Origin of the sequence: Paenibacillus terreus, from assembly GCF_042138595.1 — a bacterium.
Taxonomy (GTDB): domain Bacteria; phylum Bacillota; class Bacilli; order Paenibacillales; family Paenibacillaceae; genus Paenibacillus; species Paenibacillus terreus.
In genome coordinates, this window is sequence record NZ_JBHIRX010000007.1 from 1 (window position 1) to 23,804 (window position 23,804).

The 23,804-nt window shown below is 50.6% G+C and carries 26 protein-coding genes and 2 pseudogenes; 22 read left to right on the plus strand and 6 right to left on the minus strand.

The features are described 5' to 3' along the window. Positions 1-199, plus strand: a pseudogene (locus ACE5KN_RS14045) (hypothetical protein); the annotation flags it as partial. 765 nt (positions 200-964) lie between these two features. On the opposite strand, the gene ACE5KN_RS14050 reads toward ACE5KN_RS14045, so the two are convergent. Next, entirely contained in the window at positions 965-1,882 is a 918-nt protein-coding gene (locus tag ACE5KN_RS14050; protein ID WP_375523770.1) for an AEC family transporter, read from the minus strand. Positions 1,883-2,196: 314 nt separating this feature from the next. On the opposite strand from ACE5KN_RS14050, the gene ACE5KN_RS14055 reads away from it, so the two are divergent. From ACE5KN_RS14055 to ACE5KN_RS14065, 3 genes are all read left to right on the plus strand, one after another. Next, complete coding sequence (locus ACE5KN_RS14055; RefSeq protein WP_375523771.1) at positions 2,197-2,892, plus strand: class I SAM-dependent methyltransferase; 696 nt, start codon at positions 2,197-2,199, stop codon at positions 2,890-2,892. A 21-nt stretch (positions 2,893-2,913) separates the two neighbouring features. Beyond that, on the plus strand, positions 2,914-3,744 hold the full coding sequence (locus tag ACE5KN_RS14060; RefSeq protein ID WP_375523772.1) for a glycosyltransferase family 2 protein: 831 nt from the start codon (positions 2,914-2,916) through the stop codon (positions 3,742-3,744). 86 nt (positions 3,745-3,830) lie between these two features. Next, positions 3,831-4,199, plus strand: coding sequence for a DUF4180 domain-containing protein (locus ACE5KN_RS14065; RefSeq protein ID WP_375523773.1), 369 nt, complete (start codon positions 3,831-3,833; stop codon positions 4,197-4,199). Positions 4,200-4,302: 103 nt separating this feature from the next. On the opposite strand, the gene ACE5KN_RS14070 is transcribed toward ACE5KN_RS14065, so the two are convergent. Next, positions 4,303-5,031, minus strand: coding sequence for a DsbA family oxidoreductase (locus ACE5KN_RS14070; RefSeq protein WP_375523774.1), 729 nt, complete (start codon positions 5,029-5,031; stop codon positions 4,303-4,305). Between the two features lie 176 nt (positions 5,032-5,207). Between ACE5KN_RS14070 and ACE5KN_RS14075 the strand changes: the two genes are divergently transcribed. The 12 genes from ACE5KN_RS14075 (at position 5,208) to ACE5KN_RS14130 (ending at position 16,318) form a co-directional block, all read left to right on the plus strand. After that, the gene (locus ACE5KN_RS14075; protein ID WP_375523775.1) at positions 5,208-6,197 is read left to right on the plus strand and encodes a LacI family DNA-binding transcriptional regulator; all 990 of its coding nucleotides are present in this window, start codon (positions 5,208-5,210) and stop codon (positions 6,195-6,197) included. Beyond that, positions 6,190-7,068 (plus strand): ribokinase, encoded by an 879-nt coding sequence (gene rbsK, locus ACE5KN_RS14080; RefSeq protein WP_375523776.1) that lies wholly within the window; start codon positions 6,190-6,192, stop codon positions 7,066-7,068. Before ACE5KN_RS14075 ends, rbsK begins: the two co-directional genes overlap by 8 nt. Then, positions 7,068-7,469 (plus strand): D-ribose pyranase, encoded by a 402-nt coding sequence (gene rbsD / locus ACE5KN_RS14085; protein ID WP_375523777.1) that lies wholly within the window; start codon positions 7,068-7,070, stop codon positions 7,467-7,469. Before rbsK ends, rbsD begins: the two co-directional genes overlap by 1 nt. Before the next feature lie 15 nt (positions 7,470-7,484). Beyond that, positions 7,485-8,966, plus strand: coding sequence for a sugar ABC transporter ATP-binding protein (locus ACE5KN_RS14090; RefSeq protein ID WP_375523778.1), 1,482 nt, complete (start codon positions 7,485-7,487; stop codon positions 8,964-8,966). A gap of 1 nt (position 8,967) precedes the next feature. Continuing rightward, positions 8,968-9,939 carry an ABC transporter permease subunit gene (locus tag ACE5KN_RS14095; RefSeq protein WP_375523779.1) on the plus strand — a complete coding sequence of 324 codons (972 nt, stop codon included), beginning with the start codon at positions 8,968-8,970 and terminating at the stop codon, positions 9,937-9,939. A 14-nt stretch (positions 9,940-9,953) separates the two neighbouring features. After that, positions 9,954-10,886, plus strand: a complete 933-nt coding sequence (gene rbsB / locus ACE5KN_RS14100; RefSeq protein WP_375523780.1) for a ribose ABC transporter substrate-binding protein RbsB — start codon at positions 9,954-9,956, stop codon at positions 10,884-10,886. 148 nt (positions 10,887-11,034) lie between these two features. Beyond that, positions 11,035-11,313, plus strand: a complete 279-nt coding sequence (locus tag ACE5KN_RS14105; protein ID WP_375523781.1) for a hypothetical protein — start codon at positions 11,035-11,037, stop codon at positions 11,311-11,313. Further along, entirely contained in the window at positions 11,294-11,611 is a 318-nt protein-coding gene (locus tag ACE5KN_RS14110) for a spore coat protein (protein ID WP_375523782.1), read from the plus strand. Before ACE5KN_RS14105 ends, ACE5KN_RS14110 begins: the two co-directional genes overlap by 20 nt. Positions 11,612-11,695: 84 nt before the next feature. Then, positions 11,696-13,102, plus strand: coding sequence for an LTA synthase family protein (locus ACE5KN_RS14115; RefSeq protein ID WP_375523783.1), 1,407 nt, complete (start codon positions 11,696-11,698; stop codon positions 13,100-13,102). A 173-nt stretch (positions 13,103-13,275) separates the two neighbouring features. Beyond that, a complete protein-coding gene (locus ACE5KN_RS14120) occupies positions 13,276-13,737 on the plus strand; it encodes a tripartite tricarboxylate transporter TctB family protein (protein WP_375523784.1) in 462 nt (153 codons plus the stop codon). 16 nt (positions 13,738-13,753) lie between these two features. Continuing rightward, complete coding sequence (locus ACE5KN_RS14125) at positions 13,754-15,274, plus strand: tripartite tricarboxylate transporter permease (protein ID WP_375523785.1); 1,521 nt, start codon at positions 13,754-13,756, stop codon at positions 15,272-15,274. 12 nt (positions 15,275-15,286) lie between these two features. Then, positions 15,287-16,318 (plus strand): tripartite tricarboxylate transporter substrate binding protein, encoded by a 1,032-nt coding sequence (locus ACE5KN_RS14130; protein ID WP_375523786.1) that lies wholly within the window; start codon positions 15,287-15,289, stop codon positions 16,316-16,318. 53 nt (positions 16,319-16,371) lie between these two features. On the opposite strand, the gene ACE5KN_RS14135 is transcribed toward ACE5KN_RS14130, so the two are convergent. Continuing rightward, positions 16,372-17,607 (minus strand): MDR family MFS transporter, encoded by a 1,236-nt coding sequence (locus ACE5KN_RS14135; RefSeq protein WP_375523787.1) that lies wholly within the window; start codon positions 17,605-17,607, stop codon positions 16,372-16,374. A 450-nt stretch (positions 17,608-18,057) separates the two neighbouring features. Next, positions 18,058-18,591: a Crp/Fnr family transcriptional regulator gene (locus tag ACE5KN_RS14140; protein WP_375523788.1), complete on the minus strand. Its 534-nt coding sequence runs from the start codon at positions 18,589-18,591 to the stop codon at positions 18,058-18,060. Positions 18,592-18,968: 377 nt separating this feature from the next. Here ACE5KN_RS14140 and ACE5KN_RS14145 point away from each other — a divergent pair, with 377 nt between their 5' ends. From ACE5KN_RS14145 to ACE5KN_RS14165, 5 genes and pseudogenes are all read left to right on the plus strand, one after another. Continuing rightward, positions 18,969-20,207, plus strand: coding sequence for a hypothetical protein (locus ACE5KN_RS14145; RefSeq protein WP_375533095.1), 1,239 nt, complete (start codon positions 18,969-18,971; stop codon positions 20,205-20,207). A 24-nt stretch (positions 20,208-20,231) separates the two neighbouring features. After that, positions 20,232-20,549 (plus strand): metal-sulfur cluster assembly factor, encoded by a 318-nt coding sequence (locus ACE5KN_RS14150; RefSeq protein ID WP_375523790.1) that lies wholly within the window; start codon positions 20,232-20,234, stop codon positions 20,547-20,549. 19 nt (positions 20,550-20,568) lie between these two features. Then, complete coding sequence (locus ACE5KN_RS14155; protein ID WP_375523791.1) at positions 20,569-20,910, plus strand: cupin domain-containing protein; 342 nt, start codon at positions 20,569-20,571, stop codon at positions 20,908-20,910. A 34-nt stretch (positions 20,911-20,944) separates the two neighbouring features. Then, the gene (locus ACE5KN_RS14160) at positions 20,945-21,910 is read left to right on the plus strand and encodes a multicopper oxidase domain-containing protein (RefSeq protein ID WP_375523792.1); all 966 of its coding nucleotides are present in this window, start codon (positions 20,945-20,947) and stop codon (positions 21,908-21,910) included. Between the two features lie 17 nt (positions 21,911-21,927). Continuing rightward, positions 21,928-22,290 (plus strand): annotated as a pseudogene (locus ACE5KN_RS14165) (DUF488 domain-containing protein). Between the two features lie 81 nt (positions 22,291-22,371). On the opposite strand, the gene ACE5KN_RS14170 reads toward ACE5KN_RS14165, so the two are convergent. Then, a complete protein-coding gene (locus ACE5KN_RS14170; RefSeq protein ID WP_375523793.1) occupies positions 22,372-22,929 on the minus strand; it encodes a DUF2249 domain-containing protein in 558 nt (185 codons plus the stop codon). 54 nt (positions 22,930-22,983) lie between these two features. Further along, positions 22,984-23,217, minus strand: a complete 234-nt coding sequence (locus tag ACE5KN_RS14175) for a DUF2249 domain-containing protein (protein WP_375524012.1) — start codon at positions 23,215-23,217, stop codon at positions 22,984-22,986. A gap of 162 nt (positions 23,218-23,379) precedes the next feature. Between ACE5KN_RS14175 and ACE5KN_RS14180 the strand changes: the two genes are divergently transcribed. Continuing rightward, positions 23,380-23,700: an iron-sulfur cluster biosynthesis family protein gene (locus ACE5KN_RS14180; protein ID WP_375523794.1), complete on the plus strand. Its 321-nt coding sequence runs from the start codon at positions 23,380-23,382 to the stop codon at positions 23,698-23,700. Positions 23,701-23,804: the final 104 nt, after the last annotated feature.

A 23,804-nucleotide genomic window follows, 5' to 3' on the forward strand; every position in this document is an offset into this window, starting at 1 on the left:
GCGTACATATATTGCCTTGGGCACCAAACATCTGCAGGCGTACCTCAACGAGTACACCATACGCCGCCGACTGCGCCTGCCCGGAGCGGAAGAAACGATGTGGCATAAGTTGCTGTCCATGGGCGCGGCGATTCCTGCGATCCCTTACCGCCGATTGATCGCGCGCCAACCGGTTCAGCCTCTTGCGGCTGCGTCCTGATCACAATGCTTGAACGAGGAAAAGCGAGTATGATGGCGTGGCTTGAACGGTGTGGGTTAGCATGAACGAGGACATCGGAAAAATTCAGGTTCAAGCGGCAACGAGGGCCGGGGTCTTATATTTTTTCAGGGCTCTGATCCGCTCCCTCCTTCTCTCTTGGTCAGCTTCACATCACCTGAACGCTCTGCTTTCTGCTAAGATCACCTCATAATCTTGAACCGATCTGCTTTCTCCTAAGATCGCCTCATGATCTCGAACCGATCTACTTCTCCATAAGGCACAACCCCAAAATAATAGACCCGTTCGATGGTCCTGAATAGCGTAACAACAGGCATTTTCGTGCCACACTTGATCCGTTATTTTCTTTAACGCGCCTAAAGTCTATTTTCGGTTCCCGGTCTTCTATTTTTCCTTTCTGTTTTTCTTTACCTGATCTAACGGGATAATCGTGCAAGGCTTCCGGGCAGCAAGTTCACATGCCTTGCCACGATCGACGGGCGCCTTGACTATCAAGCCTTAACTTTCGAAGCATGAAATCGGCAAATTTGCAAGGAGGGGATTCGAATTCTTCAGAACCCAGAAGCTATACAGGTTTAAGTGGATTTAGACTCTGCGAAATTTGAGTTGTTATTTTCAACATATGAAAAATTCATAATAGAAAAGATCTCCCCCGAATCTTCTTTTGTGCCCCAAGCAGCTTCCCACCGTAAACAGAAAAAAGAGGTGCACGACCTTAGGTCGGCACCCCCTGCACCTGACAGTGAATTACCCCATATGATTGGCCAAAGTAATCAGGACTGTCATCGTGAGCACGTTGACGATCGTGGAGAGCAGCACGGTCTGTGCCGCGAAATCCGGCTCATTCTTGTATTCCTCTGCCAGAATGGACGTATTGACACCCGTCGGCATCCCCGAAGCGATGAGCAGTGCCTGGGCAGGAACGCCCTTCAGACCAAGCAGGAATATGACGGCAAATCCGACCACCGGGCCGGCCAGCAGCCTCAGAATCATACTGAGATATACAGCGGTCCGGCGCAGCCGGAACGGGTACTGTACAATTTGCGCGCCCAGGGTCAGCAGAGCGATAGCAACCATGGAGCGGCTTATATATCCCAAGGGCTCGGTCAGCATGGCAGGCAGCGGCGAATGCAGCACATTCAAAAGCAGGCCGAGAATAAGCGCGTAGGGCACCGGCATTTTCAGAAAGTTCAGCAAAATCTTTCTGGCGTTGGAGCTGCCGTTTTGGACCACAAAGGTGCCGTAGGTGAACGTGATAAAGCTTTGAAAGGTCATGATAAGCGCCTGCACGGAAACGGCGGTTGGTTCTCCTTTAAAGACCAGCTCATTGATCGGCATCCCGTAATTGCCCGAATTGTCCAGCATTACGCTGTTGGTAAAGGCCCCCCTCATGCCGGGAGAGTATTTCAACGAGCGTGCGACCGTCCAGCTGATCAGGAAAAGAATGAATATATAAATGGCGTAGAAAAGGGCCACTTCACCAAGCAGCACCATCGAAATGTTCGATTGATACAAGCTGAAAAATACAACTGCCGGTGTTATGTAGTAAAAATTGATTTTGGCAAGCGTGTACAGATCTAGCCGGAAGGAATACTGCATGATGCAGCCGAAGCCGATCAGCACCACAATGGGCAGGACCACATTGAGCAAAATCGTTAAAATCATGGAAGTTCATCTTCTTTCTGTCTGGTTCATTAAAGCTATAAAGCACAGCATGCTTTTCATTATACTGCGAAATCAGGCTGAAAAGAGTGGTTTTTTCTGAAAAAAAATTAATTTGCACTACAAAAACAAAATTCAATATATGAAAAATTCAAAATAGTTAAAAACGCAATCCTGCATCATACCAGCTCACTCCCAAGTCTGCACTCGCACCATCGAAAAAGGAAACGAACAGGTGTTCCTGATCACTCTTTGTTCCCATTCAACATAAGGTAAACAAACTGAACACCTATTTACCGGTTGAAGGAGAGAAATAAATGCATCGTTTTTGGGAAAAGGTGATTAAGCCCGTCATAACCGCCCATCAGCCAAAAAGCATTGTTGAGATCGGATCACTATCAGGCCTGAATACCGTCAAGCTGCTCGATTATTGCCAACATTACGATGCGGTATGCCATGTGATCGATCCTCTGCCAAAGTTTGAAGTTGAATGGGCGCAGCTTTGGTACGGAGAGAAGTTCAAGCTTTACCAGGATTTAAGCCTCAATGCACTGCCTCAAATTGAAAGCTATGACATGATTCTTATCGACGGCGACCATAACTGGTATACCGTTTACCATGAGTTAAAGCAAGTGTCCGAAATGGCTGAAAAAAGCGGGCAGTTCCCGCTTGTTCTGCTGCACGATACGGCTTGGCCCTACGGACGGAGGGATATGTATTACAATCCTGAAACAGTACCGGAGGAGTTCCGTCAACCTTGCGAGCTGAAGGGGATTGTGCCTGGCTCGTCAGCGCTTGTGGAAGGAGCTTTTAATTGGATGGTGCATAATGCGGTACATGAATATGGAGAGCGGAATGGAGTGCTTACAGCAGTGGAGGACTTTATGAAGCAGTCCCCGGTTCCCCTGCGCCTTCACCTGCTTCATTCCAACAACGGCCTTGGGGTTCTGCTTCCTGAAGATTCACCTTTGAACCCGATCATATCCTTTATTTTAGATACTTCAGGATTTTAATGAGAAGGAGGTAACGGCAGAATGGTTCTGGTATCCATCATTATGTTGACCCATAATAAGACGGACATGACCCGGCGATGTGTTGACAGTATTTTCAGGCATACGGATGTTCCTTTTGAAATCATATTTGTGGACAATGCCTCAACGGACGACACGGCGGTCTATCTAAAGACCGTGCCCAAGGCAAGGGTGATTGAAAATAAAGAGAACAGGGGGTTTGCCGCCGGCTGCAACCAGGGAATAAAGGCTGCAAGCGGAGATTACATTCTCCTTCTTAATAATGATACCGTGGTTACGGCAGGCTGGCTGTGTAGGCTGCTGAAATCGTTGAATGCTGATCCGCGGCGCGGAATTGTAGGGCCGGTGTCGACGAATGTAGCTCCCATACAATGTGTGTATGACCTGAAAGGTACGTCCATCGAGGACATTGACTCCTATGCTCATGAACGGAAACTGGCTTTTGCGGGCCAGGGCTTTTTTCCACACAAGCTGATCGGTTTTTGCATGCTGTTCCGGCGCAGCCTGCTGGATTTAATTGGCGGGTTGGATGAACGCTTTTATCCGGGAAACTATGAAGATGATGATTTTTCCATTCGGGCGCGGGCTGCAGGCAACACGTTGTGGGTCGCACAGGATACGTTTATTTATCATGAGGGTCAGGGCTCTTTTTCGGGTACAGCACGAACCAGGGAATACAGGCTGCAGTCTCTTGAAAATGCACAGCGTTTCCGCGATAAATGGAATATCGGGCTATCCGCCTTCGAAATTGATCTGAGGGGCTATAATCCGTCTGAGATCGTTGCCAAGGAAAATGTATTTCTTCCCGAAAGGCATGTTGTGCCGCTGCCATAGCTGGAAAATTGACGAACAGGCGATCCGTAATATATATTAGCTGAAGAATAGGCTTATCGTGTAGGCTTATCGTGAGGAGGGGGATTATGAATATAGCAAAAATAGAAGCCAACGGAGAGACGATTGCCGTCGTAAATGACAGCGAGATCAGGATTGAGGATGTTCAATCGGCATTGGATTTTATGGCAACCGTACGGTATGAAACAGATTGTGATCGCATGGTAATCCCCAAATCGATGCTGAGCGAAAGCTTTTTCGATTTGAAAACACGGCTCGCAGGCGAAGTTCTGCAGAAGTTCATCAATTATCACGTGAAGGTCGCCATTATCGGCGATTTCTCGGCATATACCAGCCGCAGCTTTAAAGACTTCGTATACGAGTGCAACGGCGGAAACGATATTTTTTTCTTGCCTGACGAACAACTGGCGATTGAAAAATTAAGCAAGCTGAAGTAGGCAGAGGACAGTTCATTTCGCACCTGTGCGAAACGATCATATCATTAACTCAGCGGCAGCCCGGGACGATGCATTTCGTTCATGGCTGCCGCTGTTTATGATCTTATTCTTTTCCGTTTCCTTGCGGAATTTCACAGCCATCCTCTGTACAGACAGCACTGTCTGGCTGGTCTTGGGATTCCACAATTGTAAATGGAGATTGCTCGTTCCAGGCTCGCTGCAGCGCATCGGCAAATACTTCATCCGGCTGGGCTCCAGAGACGGCGAACTTTCCGTTTAGTACAAAGAAGGGGACGCCGTTAATGCCGAGCTGCTGCGCCTGCGCTTCGTCTCTTCGTACTTCCTCTGTAAACCGGTCGCCGGTAAGAACAGCAGCAGCTTCGGCACGGTCTAGACCGGCTTCCGCGGCCAGATCAGCCAGCACTTCAACGCTCCCGATATGCTGTGCTTCCTCAAGTACGGCTTTAAACAACCGTTCGCTTAGCTCTGCCATTTTACCCTGAGTGTCCGCCCAGTGAGTCAGGCGGTGCGCGTCAAAGGAGTTGGTGGGGACGATTGCATTCAGGTTGTAGTTGAGGCCTACAGTCCGTGCCTGATCCTCCAGATTTTTATTCATCGCTTCGGCTTGCTGCACGCTTACTCCATATTTCGCCGCCAACTCCTCCGGCATGGTTCGTTTGGAATCCCTGGCAGCGGTGGGGTCAAGCTCAAAGCTGCGGAACTGTACCTTAACCTGATCCCTATGCTCAAACTGTGCCAAAGCATTTTCCAGCCGGCGTTTGCCGATAAAGCAAAAAGGGCACATAAAATCAGACCAAACTTCAATCATCATGAGGAAAACCTCCATTATTCCGAATAGCTATAACTCCATCAGTTACAACTATCTCATTATAAAAGATCATTACGTATAACGCAATTTTCGATTCCCAGAAAAAAACAAATTGTCAAACCGAAAAAAGTATGATATTTTTAATGCTGTAACCGGTTACACATTGAGGTGATCATATCATGGCAACAATCAAAGATGTAGCTGTTCTGGCTGGCGTATCCGTAGCCACCGTATCACGAGTCATCAATGAAAGAGGCTACGTGCATGCCGATACACGCAAGAAGGTGGAGGAAGCCGTTAAGCAGCTTAATTTTTCGCCGAATGAAGTGGCACGTTCCTTATACAAACGCAAGTCCAAGCTGATTGGCCTGCTGCTGCCGGACATCGCCAACCCTTATTTTCCACAGCTGGCCCGCGGTGTTGAGGACCGGATGCAGGAGCAGGATTTCAGGCTGATTTTCGGAAACAGCGATGAGGATGAAGAGAAGGAGCAGGATTATATCCAGACTTTTATCCAAAATAATGTTGTCGGTCTAGTCTCTTCGACGAATTATCCTCACTCTTCAATATATGAAAAGTTGAAAATCCCGGTCGTGTTCCTTGACAGAACACCACTGGACAGCCCGTCTGTCTATGCGGACGGCAGAGAAGGCGGCCGTCTTGCCGCCAGAGAAATCATCAGGCGCGGCAGCCGCCGCATCGCGGTCATGCAGGGTCCGCTACATATCAGGCCTGCGCAGGATCGTTTTGAAGGCGCGGTCGAAGCGATCCGCCAGACCGGCATGGACTACCATGTGGTGCAGACTGCGTCCTTTTCCTTTAACGAAGCGGCATTATGGGCGGAAGAGCTGTTCAGCAAGCACAGCGATACCGACGGTGTCATTGCCAGCAATGACATTACGGCGACAGCGGTGCTGCATGAAGCGCTGCGGATCGGAAGAAGGGTACCCGAGGATCTGCAGATTATCGGCTTCGACGATATTCCCTTGAGCAGCCTGCTGTCGCCGGCATTGTCGACCATCCGCCAGCCTGCTTACGAGATGGGCAGGGAAGCGGCCGAGCTGCTTATCAAGCTTATAGAACAGACTCCAATCGATCATAAAAATATACAGATGCCCGTCGAGTTTATCGAAAGAGGCACAACGAGAAAGGTGATTGCGAATGGCTAAAATTTGCGTAATCGGCAGCAGTTCCATGGATCTGGTTGTTACATCCTCGAAGCGTCCGGGTGCAGGAGAAACTGTGCTGGGCGAGAGCTTTAAAACCGTTCCTGGCGGCAAGGGCGCCAACCAGGCCGTAGCTGCGGCAAGGCTCGGCGCGGAGGTAACCATGATCGGACGGGTAGGCGACGATCATTTTAGCAAGGTTATTTTGGATAATTTTAAAGCCAATTCTGTAAGTACACGGTATGTGGAACCGGTTACAGATATGGAAAGCGGAACAGCTCATATCGTGTTGGCGGAAGGCGACAACAGCATTGTCGTTGTCAAAGGAGCTAATGATGAAGTTACGCCCGCATATGTGGACAAAGCGGCTGAAGCGATCCGCAGCGCCGACATTGTACTGATCCAGCAGGAAATTCCGGAGGAAACGGTTGTTCATGTAAGCGCCATTTGCGTCGAGAGCGGAGTTCCGCTGCTGCTGAATCCGGCGCCGGCAAGAAGCGTGCCGGAAGAGGTTATCAACAATGCCGCTTATATCACACCGAACGAGCATGAAACTGCAGTATTGTTTGAGGGGTTGACCCCGGCAGAAGTGTTGCGTAAATATCCGAACAAGCTGTTCATTACGGAGGGCAGCAAAGGAGTTCGCTATTTTGACGGGGAGCAGGAGATCGTAGTTCCAGCCTACAAAGTGGAGACGGTAGATACTACCGGCGCGGGCGACACATTTAACGCGGCATTCGCCGTGGCTCTGGCGGAAGGCAAGCCGCTTCAGGAAAGCATACGTTTCGCCAACCGGGCGGCATCGCTGTCTGTTACCAAATTCGGAGCACAGGGCGGCATGCCGACACGCCGTGAAGTAGAGGAGAGCCTGTAATGAAGAAACATGGAATGCTGAACAGCCATATTTCCAAAGTGCTGTCTGATCTTGGTCATACGGACATTATCGTCATTGCCGATGCCGGCTTGCCCGTACCCGATGGAGTGCCCAAAATCGATTTGGCTTTAAAGCTGGGTACTCCCGGCTTCCGGGAGGTTGTTGACCTGGTTGCTGAGGATATGGTGATCGAAAAGGTCATTCTGGCGCAAGAAATCAAGGATGAAAATGCAGAGGCTTTGCAGTTTATTACGGATAAATTTGGTACCGGCACAGTTAACGCTTCTATCAGTCACGAGCAATTTAAAGCGCTTACCCGGCATGCCAAAGCGGTGATCCGCACGGGAGAAGCGACGCCATATGCCAATTGTATTTTGCAGGCTGGTGTCAATTTCGGTTAAAAGGAGGGCTGTATCATGCATATTCAGATGAAAGGCATTCATAAAGCGTTTGGAACGAATCAGGTGCTAAGCGGAGTGGACTTTGAATTGAAGGAAGGCGAAGTTCATGCCTTGATGGGCGAGAACGGAGCCGGCAAGTCCACATTAATGAATATTCTGATCGGTTTGCATCAGCGGGATCAAGGCACCATTGAGATTGATAGAAAGGAAACCTATTATGGCAGCCCGAAGGAAGCGGAGCAGCAGGGAATCGCCTTCATCCATCAGGAGCTTAACGTGTGGCCGGAAATGACCGTGCTTGAGAACCTGTTTATCGGCAAGGAACTGACTTCAGGCCTAGGACTGCTCAATACGAAACAGATGAGAGCGCTCGCACAAGAGCAATTCGCCAAGCTGGCGGTCCAAATTCCGCTGGAACGTCCTGCGGGCGAATGCTCGGTCGGACAGCAGCAGATGATTGAAATCGCCAAGGCCCTGATGACGAATGCCAAGGTGATCATCATGGACGAACCGACTGCAGCGCTTACGGAACGCGAGATCCGCAAGCTGTTCGATGTCATTGCTTCGCTCAAGAAAAACGGGGTATCCATCGTATATATTTCGCACCGGATGGAGGAAATCTTCACCATCTGTGACCGAATTACCGTGATGCGTGACGGGAAAACCGTGGATACCAAACCGATCCCGGAGACCAACTTCGATGAAGTGGTACGGAAGATGGTTGGACGTGAGCTCACGGAACGGTATCCGGCGCGAAACCCTTCATACGGGGAAGTTGTGCTGGAGGTACGCAATGCAAGCCGCAAAGGATTGTTTCAAAACGTCAGCTTCTCTGTAAAAGCGGGCGAAATTCTCGGCTTCTCCGGGCTTATGGGCTCAGGGCGCACCGAGATCATGCGCGCCATCTTTGGACTTGATGCTTTGGACAGCGGGGAGATTTTGATTCGCGGCAAGAAGGTTCACATTCGCAAGCCAGACGATGCCGTCAGACACGGAATCGGCTTTATCACGGAGGACCGCAAGGATGAAGGGCTTGTGCTGGATTTCTCCATCCGCGAGAACATGGCCTTGCCGAATCTGTTCAGCTTTTCAGCCAAAGGTTTTATTTCCGCCAAGAAAGAACAGGATTTCGTTGACACGTTGATCAAGCGGCTGCAGATCAAAACCCAGTCCTCGGAGACAGCGGCCCGGAACCTGTCCGGCGGCAACCAGCAGAAGGTAGTCATCGCCAAGTGGGTCGGCATCGGACCGAGCGTGCTTATTCTGGATGAGCCGACACGAGGCGTCGATGTGGGAGCCAAGCGGGAAATTTATCAGCTGATGAATGAACTGACAGACCGCGGTGTCGCGATCATCATGGTTTCGTCGGAGCTTCCCGAGGTGCTGGGCATGAGTGACCGGATCGCGGTGGTGCACGAAGGACATATTACCGGTGATCTGGCCAGGGATGAAGCAACACAGGAAAACATTATGACATTGGCCACAGGGGGGCAATGAGATGACAACTTTGCAGGACAACAAAACAGCCAAAGGCGGCTTCCGCCTTACCAATCTGACACAAAAATTGGGCCCGCTGCTCGGACTGATCATTCTGATCGTCATTGTTTCGGTATTAAATCCCAGCTTTTTGGAACCGCTTAACATATTAAACCTGCTGCGCCAGGTCTCCATTAACGCGCTGATTGCCTTCGGTATGACGTTTGTGATTCTGACCGGCGGCATCGACCTGTCGGTCGGCTCCATCCTTGCATTGTCGAGCGCCTTTGTCGCCAACATGATGCTGTCCGGTGTAGATCCGATTCTGTCCATCATTATCGGGGTAGCGCTCGGCGGTGTCATGGGAATGGTGAACGGCATCATGATCACCAAGGGCAAAATGGCTCCTTTTATTGCCACATTAGCTACCATGACGGTATTCAGAGGTTTGACACTTGTGTATACGGATGGGAACCCGATCACGGGACTGGGCGATAGCCTGCTGTTCCAATTGTTTGGACGCGGTTATTTGTTTGGTATCCCGGTTCCGGCCGTCACGATGCTGATTACCTTTTTGATTCTGTGGATGATTCTGCATAAAACAGCCTTTGGCCGTAAAACTTACGCCATCGGGGGTAATGAGAAAGCCTCCATCATTTCCGGGATTAAAGTGCCGCGTGTCAAAATCATGATTTACTCGCTGGCAGGCATGCTGTCCGCACTGGCCGGCGCAATTCTGACCTCCCGCCTGAACTCGGCGCAGCCAACAGCTGGTACGTCCTATGAGCTGGATGCCATCGCTGCCGTCGTGCTGGGCGGAACGAGCCTGTCAGGCGGACGGGGCCGGATCGTAGGCACACTCATCGGTGTGCTGATCATCGGTGTACTGAACAACGGCTTGAACCTGCTGGGGGTTAACTCCTTCTATCAAATGGTTGTCAAAGGTGTCGTTATTGCCATTGCCGTCCTGCTGGACCGCAAGAAAACGGCTTAAGGAGAGAGACGAACATGAAAAAACTGACTATATTCCTGCTTGTAAGCGCATTGATGATTGTTCTGGCCGGCTGCTCCCTGGAGCCTCCGGGCTGGGCGAAGCCTAATTCCGGCGGAAGCCAGGGACAAGTGAAAATCGGCCTGTCGGTTTCAACCCTGAACAATCCGTTCTTCGTATCCCTTAAGGACGGAGTTGTATCCGAGGCGGCCAAACTGGGCATGCAGGTCATTGTAGTCGACGCGCAGAACGATTCCGCGAAGCAAACCAATGACGTGGATGATTTGATTCAGCAGGGAGTAAACGTGCTGCTTATCAATCCGGCGGATTCCGCAGCCATTTCCACCGTCGTTCAGTCCGCCAACAGCATCGGCATTCCGGTCATTACGCTGGACCGTTCGGCCGATAAAGGTGAAGTTGCGGCACTGGTGGCATCCGATAACGTTAAGGGCGGACGCATGGCGGCGCAGTACATCGTCGATCAGGTCGGCGAGGGAGCGAAGGTGATTGAGCTGGAAGGTGTACCGGGTGCATCCGCAACCCGTGAACGGGGTAAAGGCTTCCACGAAATTGCCGACAAGCAGCTTAATGTAGTGGCCAAGCAAGCGGCAGACTTTGACCGCTCCAAGGGGCTGAATGTCATGGAAAACCTGCTGCAGGGCAACCCTGACGTGCAGGCGGTATTTGCCCATAATGACGAAATGGCGCTCGGAGCCATTGAGGCGATTCAAAGCTCCGGCAAGGACATTCCGGTCATCGGCTTTGACGGCAACGATGATGCGATCAAGTCGATCCAGGAGGGAAAACTGACGGCGACCGTTGCCCAGCAACCTGAGCTGATCGGCCAGCTGTCGGTGCAGGCGGCACGTGATGTGCTGGACGGCAAGAAGATCGCGAAGTCCATCCCTGCTGAATTGAAGCTGGTTACGAAAGAAAATGCAAACAAGTAAAGTTCGATGAATGCAATCCCGTTCCGGGCACAGATGCCTGGGACGGGATTTTCTGTTTTTCAGTCTGGAAAAAAGTTAATTTCCGTACAGTACATGGATAGGGTGCAGGGCGGGAAAAATAAACAAGAACGTATAAGGAGGCGAGAGCATGTCAAATGACTCCATGAACGGTACTTCCCGTTCAGCGGGAGGTTTCGGTGTGCATGAAAAGCTGGAGCTGCACGAGCTGCTTGTATTTAAGACAGGCTGCCTGACCAAGAGTCAAATGATGCTGCCCCAGGTTCAGGAAGATGAACTGAAAAGCATCCTGCTGACAGACATTCAATATGGAATGGAAGACGTGAAACAGCTAAAAGAAGCTTTCGAGCAAAAAGACGAAGGAGCCCAAAAAGGCGAAGGAGCACAAAATGATAAAAATAAAGGCTGAACACAAATCGGACAAGAACACGTTAACGGATCAGATGATTGCCGCAGAGCTTTTGGCCTCTGTGAAAAGCGGCATTATGAACTGCGCCATGGCATTGACCCAGGCAGCGACCTCCGAAACACGCAGTATGCTTTGCGATCAGCTCAGCAAAGCGGTGACATTACATGAGCAAATTTTTGATTATATGCATAAAAAAGGCTGGTACGAGGTTCATGATATCGACAAACAGCTGCAAGCGGATTTGCGGGCAGCGGATACGGCTTTAAACCTGCAAAATGACGATCAGTCCAAACAGTAACCATCATTCGGAGAGCCTGGTTTACAAGCCAGATCTTTTCCTTGAGAACCGCTGCGGTACAATCGGGAGTGTGAACTTATTCATATGTCTAAGGCCAAAAAGAATTTGCGGAAATGGAAGCTCGGAATGATTGCCGCCACTGCCCTGGCCGGTCTGGCCGTGTTCGCAGGCATTGCTTACCATGAAGGTCATGCACCGGCAAAAAAGAAGATAAGCACGATGAATACGGGCCTGCAGTCCACCATCCAGGCCATTCAGCAAATGGAGGAGACTTATCCTTACCGGAAATATAAAAAAGCGGGGGCGCCAGCCTATTTCGGGGCGGGAAAGGGCTGCAATCTGATCGTCGTTCAGCTCGAGTCCTTGCAAAATTTTCTGTTAAACACCTCCATAGATGGCAAAGAGCTGACGCCGGTCATGAACCGTTTGGCCGCGGAAAGCCTGTATTTCCCATACATATTTCAGCAAATGGGACGGGGCAATACCTCGGATGCCGAGTTTTTGAGCAATACCTCCGTGTATCCTGTCGGCAATAAACCGATGTCCTATGCTTACAGCGAAAAAAAGCTGCCAAGTCTGGCCCGGCTGATGCACAAGCAGGGCTATACGGCAAGGACATTTCACGTCAACAATATTACCTTCTGGAACCGGGATCAGCTGTATAAGGCCTTGAATTTCGATAAGTATTATGACAAGCCTTATTTTCGCAAGCAAAACTTCAACCGCTTCGGCGCTTCTGATGAAGAGCTTTTCCGGGTAGGCTTGAACAAGCTGACAGCACTGCAGTTCAGATGGAAACCGTTTTACGCCCAGTTTATTACCGCCTCCAGCCATGCTCCCTTCACCATGCCTGCCGGACACAAACGGCTGAAGCTGCCAGAACGGCTGGAAGGCCAGCCGCTTGGAGATTATCTGTCGGCCGCGAACTATGCGGATTATGCGTTAGGTACTTTTATCGACGGTCTGAAAAAGAGCGGTATATGGGATAAAAGTGTCGTTGTTGTGTACGGTGACCATTTCGGCTTGAACCGCAAAAAATTCAAGGCCAAGGAGATCAGCCAGGCGCTGGGCATTCCGTACCACCGTCATATCACCAGATTCAACGTGCCGCTGATGATTCATCTTCCCGGCCAGTCCGGGCGGGTGGTTGAACAGGTGGGCGGACAGGTGGATATTTTGCCGACCGTGGCCAACATCATGGGCATTGACCTGGCGGAAGAAGGGTTTACCGCCTTCGGGCATGATCTGATGAACATAGACCACAATATTATCGGTATCCGTTATTATTTGCCTACAGGATCGTTTTTTAATAATGATATTTTATTTATCGCAGGCAAAAAGGGTTTTAAGGACGGCAAGGCGGTATCAATCCGAACGCTGCAGCCGGTCAAGGATTTGTCGCCCTATCAGCCCGAGTATGAATATATCAGGAAATGGATGAAGCTTTCGGACAAGTATGTCAAGGAGCTGCCCGGGCTTGACGAATTTTAGATATAATCCCTTGCCAGGGGGAACCTCCCGTTCAGCGGAAGGTTTCCCCTTTTTGCTTTTTTTGCAATTCACCCTGCTAATGTCCGAACCATATACATAACGGGTAGGCATGAGCCCGCCAGTTGACTGATACATGCGGGTGATCACACGAATACAGGAGGAGGGGGGACTTTATGATTCGGGCAACCAGGATAGCTGACCGTATTGGCGGAGGCGTTATGATTCTGACAGGTCTGCTTTCGCTGCGGGAAGCATACCGTCTTTATCCCTATCGATTGACAGAAGCTGCGGGAGATCATAGCGTTCCGGCGCTGCTCGGGATAGCGCTTGTTATATTGGGAGGCTGTCTGCTTTCAGGATGGAAGGCGGAATGGACGCCGGCGGATGCGAGACAGAGCTCCAAAACCGGCAGGATCATGCTTCTCTGCGGGATATTGCTGATCTATGCGGAAGTAATGCCTTATTTGGGGTACTCCGTAAGCACATTCCTTGCAGGGATCGGGTTGTTTTTCATATTTGGCCATGGCGGGCTGCTGTTCTCGCTGCTGGCATCCGCAGCCGTTACGGCTTCACTGTATGTGCTGTTCGTCGTTTGCATGCATGTGACCTTGCCTGCGGGCTGGATCGGGTTTTAAGGAAAGGGGGCATTTCATGGATTCGTTAAGCATGCTGATGCACGGGATGGCCATTGCGCTTACACCGCCGAATCTGCTGCTGGCCGCCCTTGGCGCGCTGCTTGGCACCTTTGTGGGCATCCTTCCCGGACTTGGGCCTACGTCGGCCATAGCTATTCTGCTGCCGGTCACGACCCTTATGGATCCGGTCCAGGGTATGATTATGCTCGCGGGCATTTATTACGGCTCCATGTACGGAGGCTCTACTACAGCCATTCTGTTAAATATCCCGGGGGAAGTGTCATCGGTACCGACCTGCCTGGACGGGTACCCTTTGGCCAGACAGGGCAGAGGAGGTCCGGCGCTCGGGATCGCTGCCATTGCGTCTTTTGCGGCGGGAATTATAGGAACGCTGGGCCTTGTCCTGTTTGCTCCCTTTCTGGCGGAGCAGGCACTCAGCTTCGGCCCTCCGGAATATTTCGCCCTGATGCTGCTGGCCTTCTCCGTCATTATCGGCATTGCCGGCCGTTCCATGATCAAGGCATTGGCCATGTGTGCGCTTGGTTTTCTGTTTGCATCGGTGGGCCTTGCAGCGACATCGGGCATGCCGCGCTTCAGCTTTGGCAGCACAACACTGACAGGCGGTTTTGAAATGGTAAGCATCATCATTGGGCTGTTTGCCATCACCGAAGTATTTAAAGGCATGGCGGAGGAGCGGGCGACGATTTCCAGTACGGCCGCCGGCAGCCTTTATCCGGGCAGGAAGGACCTGCGCGCAAGCGCGCCGGCGATGCTGCGCGGCGGATTGCTGGGCTTTCTGCTCGGCCTGCTCCCGGGCTGTTCGGCTGCCGTTACCTCTTTTCTCGCCTATGATCTTGAGAAAAAGGTGTCGCGAAACCGCAAGCGGTTCGGCAGCGGGGCCATCGAGGGAGTGGCCGCGCCCGAAGCGGCGAACAACGCCACCAGCTCGGCCGGCTTTATTCCATTATTTGCGCTTGGCATTCCCGCATCCCCGCCTTTGGCCATCCTGCTTGCCGGGCTCATGATCTACGGCCTGGCGCCCGGTCCTGTCCTGTTTGAGGATAACGGTCCGTTTGTGTGGACGATCATCGCCAGCATGTTTATCGGCAATGTCATGCTTTTAATCCTGAACCTGCCGCTGATCGGCCTGTGGACGAAGCTCACAAACATCCCTTACAGCCTGATGGCACCCGTGATTCTGCTGCTGAGCGTAATCGGAGCCTATACGGTGCGCAACAGCATTTTTGATGTGCTGATTGCCGTGCTGTTCGGCGGCCTCGGTTATCTTTTTCACCGTTATGGCTGGCCTGTACTGCCGTTTGTGCTGGGCTTCATTCTCGGGCCGATGCTGGAAAGCTCCTTCCTGCAGTCGATGGCTCTGTCAGGCGGCAGCTTTGGCGTATTTTTCTCCTCACCACTCTCGATAGTGCTGCTGATTCTGTCAGTGGTGCTGGTAGCTGTCTCCGTTTTACTCAAAAGGCGCACGCTGCAGCGGGTCGAGGAGACGACAGGGGAGAATGCCGGAATGATTTCCTGAGGAGGTTATGGAATGAAAGCTTGGTGGAGAAAAATTATGATGGTTGTGTCTGCTGCAGCTTCCGCCGCTGTGTTCCTGTCCGCCTGTGCGGAAAACACCGCAACGGACAGCGCAAGGGGGGCGGCTGCCGCTGCGGGTTATCCTGAACATGAAATTCAGTATATTGTTCCTTTTTCACCGGGAGGCGGGGTGGATCTGGTCGCAAGGGCGACGGCGGAATATGTGGGCCAGAAGTGGAACCAGACCATTGTTGTCGTCAACAAGCCGGGAGGCGGCGGGGCGGTTGGAGCTCAATTCGCGCTAAAGCAGTCCCCGAATGATGGTTATACCGTGCTGGCAGATAATAATTCTAGCACAACGATGCTGACCGCCGGCAGCAGCACACCGCCTGTACAGAATGATGACAGGGTGTTCGCGGCCCGCATTGTGGAGGACGCCCCGGCTTTTGCTGTGGCTGCCGACGCGCCCTGGAAGGACTTCAAGGAGTTTTCGGATTGGGTAAAAGCGAATCCGGAGCAGCTGACATGGACCAGTGTGGGGAAGGCCGGATTCTCGTCGTTTGTCATGGCTGAATGGATGGAAGCGATCGGAGCGGATTTTGCCAAAACACGCATGATTACGACCAAAGGAGCCTCCGAATCCGCTCCCATGGTGGCAGGCGGGCATGCCGTATTGGCCATTCATACGGTTTCCGAGCTTTATCCGCTGGCTAAAGCGGGGAAGATCAGACTGTTGGCTGTGCAGGCTGATGAGCGTAGCCCGTATTTTCCCGAGGTGCCAACTACGGAAGAGCAGGGTATCAAAGGTTTGGCGATCCGCTGGTGGACCGGTCTGTCACTGCCAGCCGGCACGCCGGACGGCATCCGCCAGAAATGGGAGGAGACCATTGCGCAGATGGTTAAAGACCCGGAATTTATCCATAAGTTAGAAAATATGAAAATGAAGGCTTCCTACGCCGATTCGGCCGCTTTCCGGGAGGAAATCAGGCAGGAGACGGAATATCTGAAAGAGATGGCGCAGACACACGGAATGAGAACGGAGTAAGCGAAATAAAGGGGCACCTCCCAAAACCATTTTCAGGCGGGGTGCCCCTTTTCCTAAAGAGCTGGCACTTGTTCAGCGGCAGCCTGCTCACGGCTGACAAGACGCCGGTGTGCGATATACAGGAAAGGAAGGCCGGCGGCGGTCATGAGCGTCAGTGGAATAAATATAGTCAGGCCGTTCTCTGCACCGAATTGATCAAGCAGCAATCCGCCCAGAACCGGGGCCAATACGTTGCCGAAGTTATTGAAGCCGATGGTGCCGAAATACGTTCCCTTCAGCTCCGGCTTGGCAATGCGGTCCACGAGCATATCCATCATCGTAAACAGCATCACTTCTCCGACCGTAAACACCACAACACCAACCATCATCAATGCGACGCCTTCCGCGATGCCAAAAAGCAGGAAGCTCGCAGCGACACATACATTACCGAACATCAGCGGAATAAGCGGAGGCAGATTGCGCATCAACCGCACAATTGGAAATTGTACAACCAGCACGGTCACCGCATTCAAAGAAAGCATATAAGAGAACACTTTCGCTCCGTCAGCAAAATGAGTGTTCAAGGCCAGATACTGCGCCAGCGTTGATTCGAAATGTCCGTAACCCAGCACGCAAAAAACGGTGCCGATCAGCACGGGCAAAAAGACGCGGTCGCTGCCCGTAATCCGCAAAGCCTCAATCAGCTTCGGCGGACTTGTATCCGTACGACGGGACAGGACGGAACGGTGAATAGAAAACTGGACAAACAGGACGGCTCCATAAACCGTATATACGAGCGCGGCAATCAGAAAAGGAAATGTCGATTGCGCAGTGCCCAGCTGCAGTCCGATCAGCGGACCAAATACGACACCCATGTTGATCGCGGCATACCGCAGGTTAAATACAAGCAGCTTATGCTCCGGCGGCGTAATGTCGGACAGCATGGCCCGTGATGTCGGCTCAAAGAAAGCGCGGGCCAGTCCGTTCAAAGTATTGAAGATAAAAAACATCACAAGATGCTCCGCGGTGGAGAAGCCGACAAACACGGCCGCCCAGCCGAATATGGATACCAGCATTACAATCCTGCGGCCAATGCGATCGGATATGTATCCGCCGTAAAAGCTGACAAGCACTCCGGCAAGCGAGCTTACAGCGACCGTAATGCCGGTCTGGGCAGGTGTAGCCCCCAGAACCTGCGTTAAATAAATGGAGAGAAAGGGAATGCTCATGGATGTTACAAGCCTGCCGAACAAGGTGCCGATAATGATCGTCCAGGCGAGAGGATGAATCTGTCGAATCGTGTGTGCCATCTTTTAGTTCTCCTTTAAGAGGTTGTTCAAAAAGTCATCTTTTGATCACGAAGGAAGTCAGGAAGCGGATTCGACGTCGAATCTTGAATTCAGCCGGGCCTAAGCAGATGCTTCCGATGCATGTTTCCTGCGGAAACATTTCAGGTGCTCACGTACCCCACGTACGCTCCGCTCCTCAGTCCCTAGCTTCATCCAACTCCAGCGTTTTGAAAAAACGCACTTCGGAAGCATAGGCTTCGGTGCTGAAAACCTGACTTTTTGAACTCGCACTGTAAGTGTGTACTTGCCATGATGCTTCCCAGATCGGTCAGGGAACGATGTTCTCATTCTAGGGCAAGAAAAGGAGAAGAAAAAGTGTAAGCTTCATATGGCTCATTTCACCTTTTATGTTGCGGGTGTTTTTTTTCATATATAGCAGCCTGTTTGTTGTACTTGCGGATTAATGACTTATTATCCATTGGTTCTCCTCTTGCCATGATCCCCGGATCTGATTTGATTGCGCAGCAGCCTGTTAATCGTTTCTCTGCGCAGGCCGATAAATTGGCCGATTTCATCCTGGGTCAGAACATCCGTCAAAGTGGACGGCGCGATATATGGCTGAATCCACGCTTGCAGCTTCAACAGTCTTTCAGCGGGAGATATTTCAGTTAATTGATCAATGCGCTGCTGCATCATGCGCAGTTTATCCTGCAATTGCAGGGCAATATCGCGGCACCGTTCCGGATTCTCTTCAAGCTCACGATACCAGTCTGAGCGGGGAAGGACGTCCACATCGCTTTTCACCAGCGCGATTGCCGAACCGAAATACGGGTTGGGACTGATCAGGGAATGATGGGGAATGGTTTCATTCGGTACAATGATGTTGACCAATAATTGCGAGCCGTCCGGATGAAGGCGTACAATTTTTAACATGCCGCTTTTCAGATGATAGAGAGGCCCCGTTTCACCTTGTCTGAACAGAGTCTCGCCTTTTTGTAAAATCATAATTATGCCTCCATATGTACCCCAACGAAATGCCGAGATTTCTGTACTATTTTTTTAGATTCGAGAAAGTATAAACATCTTGGTGTAAGCTTCCTGGAATCGCAAGAAAAACTACTGCTAAACGCGGTCTGTCTTCTGTGAATGTACATCGATAGACGTTTTTCTTAGGAGATCACAATTATTATAGCAGTCCTCGCTTTTTCGCTCCAAGTGACAGATTTGAGTCGCTATCCTTCGACCTAAAACAAGATACTCGTGAGGCATATTGTGACTGCAATCACAATATGCCTTCCAGGCACCCCCTACAATGAACTTAATAGATGAAAACCATTCTCAAAAGGAGGGCATAGACTTCCTGGTATCTTAGTTGCGACGGGGTGATTACTCGTATGTTCAAGCTTCCTTTCTCTTTTATCATTACGGGAATGATCAGCTTTGTGCTGTATCATGTTTCGACATTGGTCGACTTCGCAGGTTGGATTACTGAATACCCCCGGACTTCGGACGGCTGGTATATGGTGCATCTGCTGGTTCTGGGCTGGGCGACCATGATCGCGATGGGGGCGGTTTATCAGCTGGTTTCCGTTGTTCTTCAATCCGCCATTTATAGCGAAAAGCTTGGTTTTGTTCAGTACGGTTTGTTTACTTTGGGTACGGCCGGGCTGTTGTTCGCATTTCGTACGGCCCATGCCGGATGGATTGCTATTTGCGCAACGGCGGCCTTTCTGGGCATTATGCTGTTTTTATGGAACATTGGGGCCACTTTATGGAAGAGCCGCCGCTGGAATCCGGTTACCTTATGTACGGCAGCCGCCGTCAGTTATTTGGGGCTTACGGGGATGAGCGGCATGCTGCTGGGCATGGATTTTCATTTCAATTGGCTTGGAATATATCATGACCGTTTATTCGGGGCCCATGTGTGGCTTGGGATGACCGGATGGTTCGGGCTGCTGATCGTTGGTTTCAGCTATAAGCTGCTGCCCATGTTTTTATTGTCCCATCATTATCCTGAGCGGTTGCAAAAAGTTATCGTTCTATTATGGAATGCTGCTGTGTGGTGTGGTGTTCTCGGTTTCATGACGGACTGGGGCTTCGCCAAATCTATTGCTTTTCTAATGCTGGCCGGGGCATTGGTTCTGTATTGCTGTCATGTACAGCAGATGTATACCGTCCGCCATAAGCCCGATCCAGGCGCGGGAGTTACCTGGGCGGTATGGGCTGCAAGGCTGCTGGCGGCCGAGGCGGTAATTGCTTCCGTATCCTATCTGTTTATCCCGGATCAACTTTCCCATTCCTTCATTGTAATGATGGTTTGGAGTTATTTGTACGGATGGGTTGGGATCACCATGATGGGATATTTGTCCAAAATCGTTCCTTTTTTATGGTGGACACACAAGTATGGCCCGCAGGTGGGTAAGACCAAGGTTCCGACCATGGGTCAGCTTCTGCTGGACCGGCCGGTTAGTACCAGCCTTGCGATATTGACCATCTGCCTGCTGCTGCTTCTGATTGGCATGGGATCGGGACAAGGTGTATTGGTAGGAGTGGCCGGCAGCGCGCTGTCCGTTGCGGCTTTGATCTATATGAGTTTGATCGCGCGCGTATTTACAAAATAACGAAAGAAGCAGGGGGGATAAATCATGGGCTTGCATGAAGAAACGGATATGACTGCAGCAATTATGGCCTTGCTGAAGGAGGTATACGACCCGGAGCTTGGCGTGAACATCGTGGATCTGGGGTTGGTTTACGGAGTGGAGTGCACGGAAGGGAGCGCCAAAATTATCATGACCCTGACCACGCCAGGCTGCCCCATGCATGACATGCTGGTTGGCGGGGTAAAACGGGCAGCTGCCGGACTTCCGGGAGTCCGGGAGGTTCAAGTGCAGGTTGTATGGGAGCCGCAGTGGAGTCCGGAGCAAATGTCCGAAGAAGCCAAAGGATGGCTGGGCTATATATAAATCTGGGGGGAATAGTCACATGAAGAAGATAGCCAGAAACCAATATGAGCAATTTAATGATGAGCATTTTACGAAAAAGATCTTGTTTAAGCAAGGCAAAACAGTCGTGTTTACGCTTAGCTTCAGACCCGGACAGCAGCTTCCGGCTCACAGGCATCCTGGCAGCCACTTGTATCTGACCGTGCTGGAAGGGGGAGGGACGCTCACCATCGACGGCATCGATACGGACGTCGCAAAAGGCGACGCTGTCCATTGCGAAGGAGAAGAAGAGTTCTCATTCCGCAACACGGGAGCCGAATCGGCGATCCTGTACGTCGTGCTGAATCATATACCGGATGAACGATACGCACAGGATTTTTGATGAATGTGGGGGTCCAAAAGAAAGGAAGATGCCTATGTTCAGGCACTGGTTAAAATTATTTATCATGATTGCGGTTTTCGCTGTCCTGGTTATGACCGGATGTGAATCCGGACCATCACACGAATCATCTGCACCAAAGGAGACGGTTCAGCCAGATTTTCCGGAGGAAAAGCTTGATCAGCCTCCGGTAAAGCCGGTGATCCGAAAAGAAGGCGATCAGGAGTATGTTGATCTGACTGCCCAGGTTACAAATATTGAGATTGCCAAAGGTTACACCTATCATGCATGGACATTCAACGGCACCGTGCCCGGACCGATATTGCGGGTGAAGGAAGGAGTTACCATTCATATGACCCTGCGCAATCTGGACCCGAACTTGCCGCATTCCATGGATATGCATGCCGTTCAAGCGGCACCCTCCAAGCATTTTATTGATGTCAACCCTGGAGAGGATGGGACCTTTATATATAAAGCGGACAATCCCGGCGTATTTATGTATCATTGCGGCACCAAACCAGTGCTGCAGCACCTCGCCAACGGCATGTATGGTATGATTATTGTTGAACCGGAGGCAGGATATCCGACTGACAAGATCGTAGATCGGGAGTATACGATCGTACAAAGCGAATTTTACAAGGAAAATGATCTGCAAGCCTTTAGTGAAGGGGAACCGACACATGTGGTGTTCAACGGCGGCACGGAAGCGATGAAGGATCAACCTTTTATGGCCAAAGCAGGGGACAGAGTGCGGTTTTATGTTATCAATGCAGGGCCGAACCATGTCAGCTCGTTTCATATCGTGGGGGCCATCATGGACCGGGTATACCTGGACGGAAATCCGCAAAATGTGCTGCAAGGCATGCAAACCGTACTTATTCCGGCTGGCGGCGGGGCGGTCATAGAGACCGAGGTGAATGAAGAAGGAGAATATACAATCGTTACTCACCAATTCAACGATGCAGACAGAGGAGCCACAGCGACATTATCGGTTACCCGGTAGCTTGAAGAAGGAGCGTTATGTTTAAAATCAAAAGAATATATGACCTGCCTGCCCCGGACGATCAGATCCGGGTGCTGGTGGACCGGCTGTGGCCGCGCGGGACCGATAAACAGCGGGCACAGCTTACGAGATAGATGAAGGAAGTGGCTTCAAGCGGTGAGCTGCGCAGATGGTTTGGACATGATCCAGATAAGTTTGGGGAATTCAGCATTCGTTACAGGGAAGAATTGCAGAGTGTGCCTGTTCAGCCTTATTTGCAGCAGCTGCGTAACTGGGCTGACCAGCAGACGGTGACTCTGCTTTATGCGGCAAAAGATGAGAGATGCAATCATGCGCTGGTTCTTAAACGAGTGCTTGAAGATACCAAACCGGAGTTTTAATAACTTTACACCGCAAAAAAACTGTACCCGGCTGTATGGCTCGGGTACAATTTTTTGATGATAATAGAATTATTAAGTTTTTTAGCCGCTAATCACAATTTTCATTTTTGCCGTGCCGTCCGACTGTTCTTCCACCGTATAGGAATAACCCAGGTTCGTGAGTTCCTCCATCAGGAATACCGGCACTCGGTCATTATGAATCCAGATCTCATCCCCCGGGCGGCTTCGTTCCAATGCGGACAGCGTCCGAACCATAGGTTTTGGAGGCTCCAGCCCCCGGTTATCCAGCTGAATAATTTGCGGATCTGAGTTTTCAGTCCTTGTCCCGTGATCAGCATGAATGTCTTCTTCGGCAGGTGAGGCCGTGGTATGAACTTCTTCATCGAGCCATTGCCTGTTCTCTTTCCGGACAAGGGTGACCACCCAATGATCCTGCGCTTTTTTCTCTGTTTTACTTGCAAAACCCTTCATCTTTAGAAGCGTGATCAATGGAGAGGGTTTGATCGTAGCGTGGAGAATAAACATGTCGTCTTTATCCAGTTTTTTGACCGTGTCCATAATGATGTGAAACGGATCGTTTTTATTGCGCAAATATGCTCTTACATCCAGCTCTATGATGTTAAATGCTTCCTGTTTCATGCCATTAATCCCTCCCGGCCAACCTGGGGATTTTACGAAACTTCTCACAGGCTTTTAATTTTTGCCGATTTTGACCTGAAAAACGTCAGGCCCCTCTTCGACGTACTCCCATGTGAATTCATTGGGGTGCATCGCTTCAAACTGATAGCGGAGAGGGAGCGGATCGTGGTCGTTCACCAGCAGCATCGCTTTGGACGGCGGCAGAGCAGAAAATGTATCAAAAATAACCTTGTGCTTGAATTTAGGGGGATACTCCGTAGCGTTAATCATTGCGGCATATTGATTCATGGTTGATTCCTCCTTGGTTGTTTGTAATTCCATTCACAACCTGATTATAAAATTGGTAGGGATTCCACCCTGTGATTAGACTCACTAAATGTAAAGTCAATGTCAGGCGCAAAAAGGAAATCTGTTATAATACTCAGTATCTGAACCTAGGAGTGGAATGGCATGCATATCGAAATGAATGATATAACGAGAGATAAACTAAAGAACAGCCTTGGAAATCGCCCAGGCTGCTTTAAACTATTTATTGATACAGAGGACTGCGGTTGTAATGGTGTTATTGTCATACTCATCGTTGATGGGCCTAATAGAACGGATATCACTTTTCAGACCGAGCCGTTTACGTTCCTTGTAGACCCCCAGCAAAAGCCGCAATTTGAAGAAAAGTTGCGTTTGCAAGCGGACGAGAATTATCCGTCGTTTAAATTGTCCAGCGATTCTGCGTTATACAGCAGCAATGTGCGGTTAAGGGATATGCGCGCATAATTCATTAAAATTTGGAGGGGGGATGCAATAACAACAAAATTCATATGATTCGACAACATTATTTGCGAGACTTCGACATTATGATTCTGGTATTTTGTTTCTAT